Annotated in this window: 6 protein-coding genes and 1 CRISPR repeat array; all 6 genes read right to left on the bottom strand. The window is 58.6% G+C overall.

All coding sequences use genetic code 11. The features are described from left to right. Positions 1-14: 14 nt before the first annotated feature. Positions 15-3,407: direct repeats of the CRISPR family, unit length 30 nt; unit sequence GCTTCAACCCCACGAGGGTCCGTCTGTAAC. Between the two features lie 104 nt (positions 3,408-3,511). Genes cas2 through cas7b form a run of 6 tightly spaced genes read right to left on the bottom strand, consistent with a single transcriptional unit; the run spans position 3,512 to position 9,826 of the window. Beyond that, positions 3,512-3,775, bottom strand: a complete 264-nt coding sequence (gene cas2 / locus RR_RS00820; RefSeq protein WP_011222272.1) for a CRISPR-associated endonuclease Cas2 — start codon at positions 3,773-3,775, stop codon at positions 3,512-3,514. A gap of 2 nt (positions 3,776-3,777) precedes the next feature. Next, the gene (cas1b, locus tag RR_RS00815; protein ID WP_011222271.1) at positions 3,778-4,770 is read right to left on the bottom strand and encodes a type I-B CRISPR-associated endonuclease Cas1b; all 993 of its coding nucleotides are present in this window, start codon (positions 4,768-4,770) and stop codon (positions 3,778-3,780) included. Between the two features lie 2 nt (positions 4,771-4,772). Then, complete coding sequence (locus RR_RS00810) at positions 4,773-5,345, bottom strand: CRISPR-associated protein Cas4 (RefSeq protein ID WP_011222270.1); 573 nt, start codon at positions 5,343-5,345, stop codon at positions 4,773-4,775. Next, positions 5,342-7,951: a CRISPR-associated endonuclease Cas3'' gene (locus RR_RS00805; protein ID WP_049938441.1), complete on the bottom strand. Its 2,610-nt coding sequence runs from the start codon at positions 7,949-7,951 to the stop codon at positions 5,342-5,344. The genes RR_RS00810 and RR_RS00805 overlap by 4 nt, the downstream gene beginning before the upstream one ends. A 1-nt stretch (position 7,952) precedes the next feature. Continuing rightward, positions 7,953-8,750, bottom strand: a complete 798-nt coding sequence (cas5b, locus tag RR_RS00800; protein ID WP_011222268.1) for a type I-B CRISPR-associated protein Cas5b — start codon at positions 8,748-8,750, stop codon at positions 7,953-7,955. A 2-nt stretch (positions 8,751-8,752) separates the two neighbouring features. Beyond that, a complete protein-coding gene (gene cas7b, locus RR_RS00795; RefSeq protein ID WP_011222267.1) occupies positions 8,753-9,826 on the bottom strand; it encodes a type I-B CRISPR-associated protein Cas7/Csh2 in 1,074 nt (357 codons plus the stop codon).

Raw genomic sequence — 9,826 nt, 5'->3', positions numbered from 1 at the left:
TCACAGTATTATCGGCTTCAACCCCACGAGGGTCCGTCTGTAACTAACGTAGTATTGGATGTTCATTGTTATAGCGGTGCTTCAACCCCACGAGGGTCCGTCTGTAACGCTTTCGGGAAGGACGAACGGGTCGTCGTCGGCGACGCTTCAACCCCACGAGGGTCCGTCTGTAACCGGCCACTGGCACGACCCGAGCATCGACTATGTGCTGCTTCAACCCCACGAGGGTCCGTCTGTAACAGGCCATACCAACGCAGTCCCTGATTGAGCAAGTGGCTTCAACCCCACGAGGGTCCGTCTGTAACGCATCGTCGGTCTCCCGTGGGTCGTCAACAAATTCGCTTCAACCCCACGAGGGTCCGTCTGTAACTATTCCGTAGCAACAAGGACGGCTGGGCGCTCGTCCAGCTTCAACCCCACGAGGGTCCGTCTGTAACACCCGTCCAAACTGGCGGACCACAAAGACGCTGTCCTCGCTTCAACCCCACGAGGGTCCGTCTGTAACTGGGATGATGGAACCCATACCGCTAATCTCGCTAATGGCTTCAACCCCACGAGGGTCCGTCTGTAACGCCGACATCGTCGTCCATCGCCGCCGGGTCCGCAAGCTTCAACCCCACGAGGGTCCGTCTGTAACCCGCCGAGTACACCACCCAAGGCGGTCCTTCGACGGGCTTCAACCCCACGAGGGTCCGTCTGTAACGATCCCAGCAGGTCCGGGATCGAGTGCGAGAGTGTGCTTCAACCCCACGAGGGTCCGTCTGTAACGTCAGGAAAGGTCTACATGAGCAACAAGTGGGCGGGGCTTCAACCCCACGAGGGTCCGTCTGTAACCGTCCCGTCGCCGAGCAACCCGTTGATGGTGTCGAGCTTCAACCCCACGAGGGTCCGTCTGTAACGAGCGAACGACCGCGGCGTGCACTACGATGCGCTCCAGGCTTCAACCCCACGAGGGTCCGTCTGTAACACTATAAGTCCAGAGTGCCATGATGGTACTATGGTGCTTCAACCCCACGAGGGTCCGTCTGTAACCCAGTCGCGCACCTCCTCCTCGGGGTAGACGTAGTCGCTTCAACCCCACGAGGGTCCGTCTGTAACTCTGCGAATGGTGCGACCTAACACCCATATCGTTCTTGCTTCAACCCCACGAGGGTCCGTCTGTAACCCGGATACACGTAGATGTCATCGGGCCCACTGCGGATGCTTCAACCCCACGAGGGTCCGTCTGTAACGCGACGGTAACAGTGACCCACAGTCGACGCCGTCGCTTCAACCCCACGAGGGTCCGTCTGTAACCGGACCCTCGCGCCACTCAATCATGTACCGGTCGTTGCTTCAACCCCACGAGGGTCCGTCTGTAACCGTCGGGCTGCTGACCGCGCTGGGGAGTGTGGCGATGCTTCAACCCCACGAGGGTCCGTCTGTAACCGCGGCCGAATAGCAGTGTCCCAAACAACCTCATGCTTCAACCCCACGAGGGTCCGTCTGTAACGAGGCACACAAACGCGACGTGGATAGTTCAATCAAGCTTCAACCCCACGAGGGTCCGTCTGTAACGAGGACGATGGTGAGGACAGTGCGGAGGCCGTCCAGCTTCAACCCCACGAGGGTCCGTCTGTAACTGGGCGAAATTTCGGCGTCGTCGATAGGGTAGTAGAGCTTCAACCCCACGAGGGTCCGTCTGTAACCTGTCTATCTACGGCATGGCCGAACACGTCCCACTGGCTTCAACCCCACGAGGGTCCGTCTGTAACGATTGACGACGGCGTGTGCCCGTGGTGTGACGAGTACGCTTCAACCCCACGAGGGTCCGTCTGTAACGGTATCCGAGATGACCTCTTAGCAGTACATATCAGGCTTCAACCCCACGAGGGTCCGTCTGTAACAGTCGACGACCATTCCCAGCCGCCGAAGCGGTCGAAGCTTCAACCCCACGAGGGTCCGTCTGTAACCCTGTTCGACGGCCTGAACAATATCCTCGCGCTGTTTGCTTCAACCCCACGAGGGTCCGTCTGTAACGCGGCGGTCGGGAACTGGAGCCACTCGTCTTGCTCGCTTCAACCCCACGAGGGTCCGTCTGTAACCAGGACGGCGATGTCAAAGGGCTCGTGGATATGGCAGCTTCAACCCCACGAGGGTCCGTCTGTAACGGTCTTGTCCTCCGGGATACCGTCGCCGCCGTCGGGGCTTCAACCCCACGAGGGTCCGTCTGTAACCGACGGCCTCGTACCCCACCACGCGCGAGGAGTACCAGCTTCAACCCCACGAGGGTCCGTCTGTAACAGTTTCCGAGCAGGCTGGTGCGCGCGTAGATGTTTCCGCTTCAACCCCACGAGGGTCCGTCTGTAACTTCGCGTAGTTGTCGCCGCATCTGTACCGTGATCCGCTTCAACCCCACGAGGGTCCGTCTGTAACGCAAGGACACATCTCTCGCGTGACGCCGTGCCGGCCGCTTCAACCCCACGAGGGTCCGTCTGTAACGATCGTCAGCGCGTCCTTCGCCGCCGTGAGTGGGTTGCTTCAACCCCACGAGGGTCCGTCTGTAACCAGAGTTGGTGAGGCGAAAAGTGTTTCCTGTGGGTCGCTTCAACCCCACGAGGGTCCGTCTGTAACCACAACTGCTGGGCAAGCGCGTGCATCGTCTCGGAGCTTCAACCCCACGAGGGTCCGTCTGTAACCGCGACAATCTACGGCACGGTCAAACTCGACCAACGCGCTTCAACCCCACGAGGGTCCGTCTGTAACGCACGTCAAACCTCTCGCCCCGATCGCGCTCTTCGAGCTTCAACCCCACGAGGGTCCGTCTGTAACTCGTCACGCCCCAGTTCCTGCCGGGCTTCGTTGCGGCGCTTCAACCCCACGAGGGTCCGTCTGTAACACTATTCGCAATCATGGGTCTCTCGGGCAGTCGATGCTTCAACCCCACGAGGGTCCGTCTGTAACCTCGTACTTTGTGCCGGTATTCTGGTTCCGGCAGTCGCTTCAACCCCACGAGGGTCCGTCTGTAACGACCAGCGAAAGGTACAACTCAAACAGCCGCCGCAGGCTTCAACCCCACGAGGGTCCGTCTGTAACAGGACAAGCTCGAATACGCTGCGGGCGACTTCACCACGCTTCAACCCCACGAGGGTCCGTCTGTAACTCTTGGCTGAACAGGACTCCCTCATACTCAGAGCCGGCTTCAACCCCACGAGGGTCCGTCTGTAACGCTACTGTGCCGAGTGCATCCACGAGGGGAGGGTCTGCTTCAACCCCACGAGGGTCCGTCTGTAACCCGCTCTGGGCCGTGCTCGTGCTGGCGGCCTACAGGCTTCAACCCCACGAGGGTCCGTCTGTAACGCGTACGCGCCGGCGGTCAGCGACTCAACCGGTGCCACGCTTCAACCCCACGAGGGTCCGTCTGTAACCATGCCCGATTTCCGGGACACAGCCTATTTCTAGCCTGGTTTCACTTCACTATTTTCGTCGACCGCCAATACCCCCGCAACCCCCCGGGGGTCGACGAAAATACCTAGAGGAATTGTTGGTCGTCCATTGGATCGTCACCGTACACGGATCGCTCGACATAACTCCCCGAGTCCATCCGATAAACCATCACGGATTCCTCTTCCTCAAGCATTGATTGGAGGGTCTCTTTGACTTCAACGAGCGTCCCCTCTGTGAGCTCGCCCTCGAATACAGAGTTCTGTACGTGCGTGAGATACCGCCGGAGATATTTGAGAAATTTCGGTGTCCGATCGGCCTGTACGTCGTAGACGATTATCGCGTACACCATGGTTACCACCACCGCTTGAACGGGACATACTCCTCACCAGTGAGCAGGTGCTTTTTTAGTTTGTACACCTCGACTCGGAGCAAGTACTGGTAGCTCACCTTCCTGTTCAATCTCGGATGATCAACGGTCTGCTCTAGGCTTTCTTCGAACGCTTTTGAGAAGGTTTTCCGTCCGTTTTCGTTGAGTAGACAGCCGTTGAGATCCGACTCGAAATCGTCGAGTTGTAGCTGATTGCGGTTGACGACGCGAAAGATGATTCGGTCGGCCAAGAGTGGCTTGAACAGATCTGCGATGTCGAGAGCGAGCGAGTACCGCCGCTCGCCGGGTTCGTGAAGAAAGCTCACAGCGGGGTCAAGCGCGGTCGCTCGGATTGCCGAAACGACGTTGGCGTAGACTAATGAGTTACCGAACGAGATTAGACTGTTTACTTCATTGTCTGGCGGGTTGTATTGCCGACCGCCGAAATCGAACCCATCTGGGAGTACATCGTCGAAGATTGAGTAGTACGCCTTTCTAGCAGTTGCCTCAACCCCCATCAACTCGTTTGTATCCATCTCGTCGGAGAGCGATTCAGCTTGGGCTTCTAAACGGTCGATGATGGCATCGAAATCGTAACCACGGTCGTCGTAGTACTTGACGTTCGCTCGCATGTTGTGGATGCTTCCCTCGATGAACTGACGGGCGATGGCACGTCGCCGGGTCGAATCGTCATAAGCTCTGACTTGTTCGACCAGCGTCTGTCCAGATGTCTGCCCCCGCTCAGGCATGATCGAACCTGCGTAGTAGTCATTCCAGCCAAAGACGTGTATCGCAACGCCGACGTCGTTGAGAAACGAGACGAGCCGAGTATTATAGTCAATCTGCCCGTGTAAGAACAGCGCTTCGGCGTTCTCGATTGGCAGGTACTTTTTTTCGCCGTCCTCAGTGACGAGGCGGATCGTGTCGTTGTGTCGTTCAAGACGGCCGTCGGTGAATACGTGATAGTTATCGTTCATGACTAACAACTCCAACAAAAGTCGTGGTATGCACAGGATTCACAGAACGGCTTTTCTTCCGCAGGCGGTGGCGAGTCACTGGTGGTGACGTCGTAGATGCCGCGGATTGCCTCTTCGACCCACCTGGTGTTCTCATCGGTGAGTGCCACAGTCTCGCGTTTGCGCTCCGTCGGATGGGCAAGTACGCCCTCCCGTTCGACGCCGACGACCTGATCAAGATACCAAAGATAATAGAGTAACTGGAGTTTTGCTGGTTTGATGAGTGATGAGGAGGGCTTCACCTCCATCACTCGGCCGTCGTCCAAGACATCGATAGCGATGGTTCCGTCGATGGATACGTTACGACGCTTGTCGTCGTATGCACTCTCGTCGACCTGTGTACCGCGGACGACTGCAGTGTTGTCTCGGTCGATTTCGAGATGCCGCGAGGCGAACCAGAGCTCCCGTTCACAGACCTCATAGTACTGCATCATCACGCCGGTAACGTGAAATGGGTCGTTGACGGCCTCATCACGAGCTGAACGGAGCAGTTTCTCAACTGGATCCTCACTATTGTCTGTCCTCGATTCAGTCATATGAACTGATGTGCTACGGTGCTATCGGGAACGATGAACCCCGTTCGTTGATCGAAATGGTTCTCGAATCGGCGGACGTCGAGCACGCGGACGCCAGTTGCCCGATTGAATCGTTCGTTCTTGACCAGCGGGACGAGGCTGTTGAGTGCTTCTTTCGTCTCGTCATCGCCGGGATACACCGGCACAGAGATACGGAGCGACTTCGTCTCGTCGATCGCATCACTGAATGCATCGAAATCGTATGCATTGGCGGCGTTTCGTACTGATTCAACGATTTCGTGGTCTGCATCTGTCCGGCAAATCACTACATCGACGGATGGCCGTTGGTCGATGAGCGATAGGTCTGAAAGTTTGTCGGCCCGTGCGTTATCGACGTAGTCGGCGTAGGCCTGTTTCCCGACGCACTTGTCGTCGTGGAGCCGGTCATAATACCGTTCGACGGCGTCCCTAGCAACCGCTCGTTCCGTCAGTTCGCCGTCGTCGGAGCGAACCGACGCCAAGGTGTCGGCAGCAACAGGGAGCAACGACGTGCCACGATTGTAGACGGCTTCTGCAGGCGTCTTTTCGACGTCGGGCGGTGCTGCTAGCCACCAGACGGTGACGTGGCCACGGTCACGCTCGAACGAGCGGTTGCAACGTCCGGCAGCCTGCACGACGCTGTCGATGGGTGCCAGGTCCCGGTACACACGATCAAAGCTGATGTCGACGCCTGCTTCGATGAGCTGTGTCGAGACGACGGCGACCGGGTGTCCAGCCTCTGTAAGTTCTTTTGCGGCGTCAACGAGGGTCAACCGATCAGCCGGCCGCAGCCGCGTGGAAAGATGAAGGATGGCGCGGTCGCCGACAGATTGTACTCTTTTCGCGACATCCTCACCGGTGGTAAGTTCCTTCTTGCGGAGTACATCGTCGTACTGCTCGGCGACATCGACCGCGTCTGGGGCGTTCTCGACAAGCCTCTCGGTGAGATGCCGAGCGCTGTCGATGGTGTTACAGACTGCTAGTGCTGAGGTACCCGCTGTCAGTTGCTCGGACAGGTTCGTAGCGGCGTCTTGGTAAGATTTCGGGTCTCCCTCATTCCGTGCCTCAATGTAGCGGTCGGTTGACGCGTCGAGGTGGTACGATACCCGTGAGACTTCCTCGAAGTACTGTTCCGGGCCCTCGACAAGTTCCGGTGATTCGGGGAACAGCTTCGGTTGGGTCGCTGTCATGGCAATGACGGTCGCCCCGAACTGCTCGGTCAACATCTTGACGAGGCGCGGGACGATCTTCCACCAGTCAAGCGGGAGACTCTGTGGCTCGTCCAGCACGACAACACTGTTCCGTAGCGCTGGCAGCTTCATCGACTGACGGTTTCCGGGTCCCGCGAGGCTTTCGAACAACTGAACGAACGTCGTCACGGTCAGCCCGGCGCGCCAACTCTCGCCGAGCATCCCTGCGACATCGTCTGAGCGGTCCGCCTCATCCGCGTCGGCGTTGTCCTCAATGCTGGCGTCGGCGAGGTGGTGGTGGGCCGTAAGTAGGTGCGGATGGTCATCGGTATCGTATATGCCCGAAACATCGTCGACGACTTGGTCGATAACGCTCGTGAACGGCAGCGCATAGATAACCCGCTTGCCACCGAGGTTATCTCGGATATCCAGTGCCGCCGACAACCCAGTGAGGGTCTTTCCCATTCCCGTCGGGAGCGTCAGCGTCGCCACACCGCCACCCGCTTTGGCGAGGTCGGCTGCATTATCGAGAACGTCCTCGCGAGCCATCGACCGCAAATGGTTGAGCCGTTCTGACTGACTCCCATCGGGGTCGGCACTCACAGAAGCCTCAATGTCCGCGATATGATCGTTGAGGCGGTCGAGCGACGGCTGGTCTTCTGTGTATGTCTCAGCGACGTTTCGCGCACCAGCAGCGCTGGTCTTGTCTGCGAGAACTAGTGACCCCCAGCACTGGATAACGAGTCCGTAACAGGACGAAGAGAGGGCGTCTCGATTGATACCAGTGGTGGTGCCGGTCGCGGCAACCGTGTCTGCGATGTCATCAAGGAGTTCGCCGAACCCGTCACGAAACGACGCCCACTCCTCTGCACCGGCGGTCGCCGCCTCGAAGACGGTGCTGACCAGCTCTCGGGCATTGTCGTCGATATTCTTTATTTGCTTGGCGACAGCGTTCTGCCGCCGCTCCGCCGAGTTCCGTTCCCTCGGCTCGACACCCTCACGGCGGTGTGCTCGGGTGTGGATGTAGTCCGTGATATCTGGGAGGCTCCCGTGGTGTTTTGCAACCGCGACGAACCCCGCCAGGCACGTCTCGGTGTCGAACCCGCGGGCATCGAGTGCGAAGTACGCGGCGAACGCACCCAGCGGCGCGTGGTGGCGCAATAGTTCATTGTCTGGCTGCCGGTCATCGAGAAGGTAGTCCTGAAAAAACGTCGTCGCCTTCCCGAGGTCGTGGACGTACCCGAGCGTCTTGACTACTGGTCGAAGCGGTTCCCCGGCGGGTGTCCGCGCGCCCGGCGGGACCACGTACTCGACACGTGCAGCCACGTCATTCAGGTGGTCATCGAGCACCACTCCCTCAGATCCGTTCTCCGGCGGATGTGAGTAGATAGTGGTCATCTCAGACGAACACCACAGTCCGTCCGTCGACTCGGGACGGTTGCATATTTCGCACCCTGAGGGGTTCTGCATCCGGGTTGTATGCGTATGTAGTGAATGCTGTGGTCGTCCGACCGCCCGCATCAGTCGTCATGAATGCCGGTGACTCCTCGATGCCACAGCGGGTATCCGAGTCAAGGACGACATCGTCAACAGCGTTGGGGAGTGTGGAGTCGACTGAGACGACAGTGTCATCTGGACCCTCTTCGATGGTAAACTCGCCGTGGAATGATATATTCGCGAGGTGTTCCGAGAGGCCGAGGCTTGGGACGTAGTGGGACCGACCGGCCTCTAGGGTCTGCCGAAGCTCTCGGTACGTTTCGCTGTCGGCGAGCGCAACGTCGATTCGGTACGCCGGGTCAACGAGCACTTCGTAATTGTGCTGCTGTCTGAGATCCATCGGGTCCGGAAGCTTCACGCTGAGTTTCCCGCGGCTGTTGAGGGATTTGAGGTTATCCGCTGCGGTCGAAAGAGCATTTACCGGCATGTTGAGCGTTCGCAGTCCTCGAACCGGTTCGATGGCGATAGCCGATCGGCCGGGCGCGAACAGATCGTAGTAGCCATCTCGCTCGATTCCAAGAACAGCCGCGATGAGGCCAGCAACAGTCGTTCTGGGCATCACCCGATACGTCTGCTTGACCACGTTACCCTCGACGCGCCGGAAGTGCCCCCACGGTCCACGGACTGTCAGCGAGAGGCACCGCTCCGGAGACCAGTCGGAGTCCGTCTCCGACCACTCGTCGAGCGATTCCTGCGACATCGTCACTCCGCCGCCGGCAGCGTCTCGAGGTGTTCGTCGTACACGTCGATGATCTCAACGCGGTCAGCCCCGACGGCATCCCGGAGCGCGTTGTATAACAGTTCCGGCCCGCCCGGCTCACCCTCATGCGTGAATTGCAACACGTCACTTGCGACTACGCGGATGCGTTCGACTTGAGCACCCGCTCCGTCGAGTCGGTCGACGAAGTCGTCAATCTCGACAGCGAGATCCCGAACGTTCCGGAGATCCTCGTCGTCCTTCGACGCTTCCTCGTCGAGTCGAAGGTCCTTGTCCAACCCACCGAGGTGGAAACTCTCGTCAGCGTACTCCACGCGGCAGTAGAGGCGTGGTTCCTGTCCGACCTTACTCCGGCTGATGGTCTGATTCTTGATGGCGCGCCAACAGAGTGTATCAAGCCGTTCGACGTCTTCTTGAGTGAGTCTTGTGTCGGCTGCGCCGTGTTCGTCGACTAATCCGTGGAATCGGATGAGTCCGTACTGGATACGGTGGTCGTCGAGATCGAATCCTCCCTGCTCTTTACCTTCTTGAGTTGCGATGACGCTGGTCAGACTGTCGTACTCCTCGTTTTCATTGACTGCGTGCATCGTTTTGCCGGGCGAGAACTGAACCGGCCCGGTAAAGTGATCCGGGAGATGCTTGGCGTACACGTCATCCGTATCGACGGACATCGTTGCCCCGAAATACCGGACATCGGCACTTTTCCGTAAGTACTCTCCGAAGACATCCTCACGGAACTGTTCAGCTTCCTCGTCGTCGTCGAGGTCGTAGCTGTCGTAATCGACGGATTTGAGACGATCTTCGAGCAGGTCGGCCCGAGTGTACTGCTCACCCTCCTCTTGGACGTTCCGGATATAGACTCCGTGCCCGTCGTCGTCCAGTTGGTCCCTGAGATATCGTTTCAACCGGACATCAGTGACGATTGCCTGCTGAGTCTGTGGGTCGATGCGTGGCCGGTTCGCGCTGCTCAGCGGGTTGCCATTCGGGTTCGCGTCGACGGCGTCGTACAGAAAGACGATTTCGGAGCGATGCTGGGCGATGTCGGTGGTGTCTGTCAT

Source organism: Haloarcula marismortui ATCC 43049 (genome assembly GCF_000011085.1).
Lineage (GTDB): Archaea > Halobacteriota > Halobacteria > Halobacteriales > Haloarculaceae > Haloarcula > Haloarcula marismortui.
The sequence above is the reverse complement of the archived record's forward strand: the minus strand, read 5'-3'. Positions and strand labels throughout refer to the sequence as shown.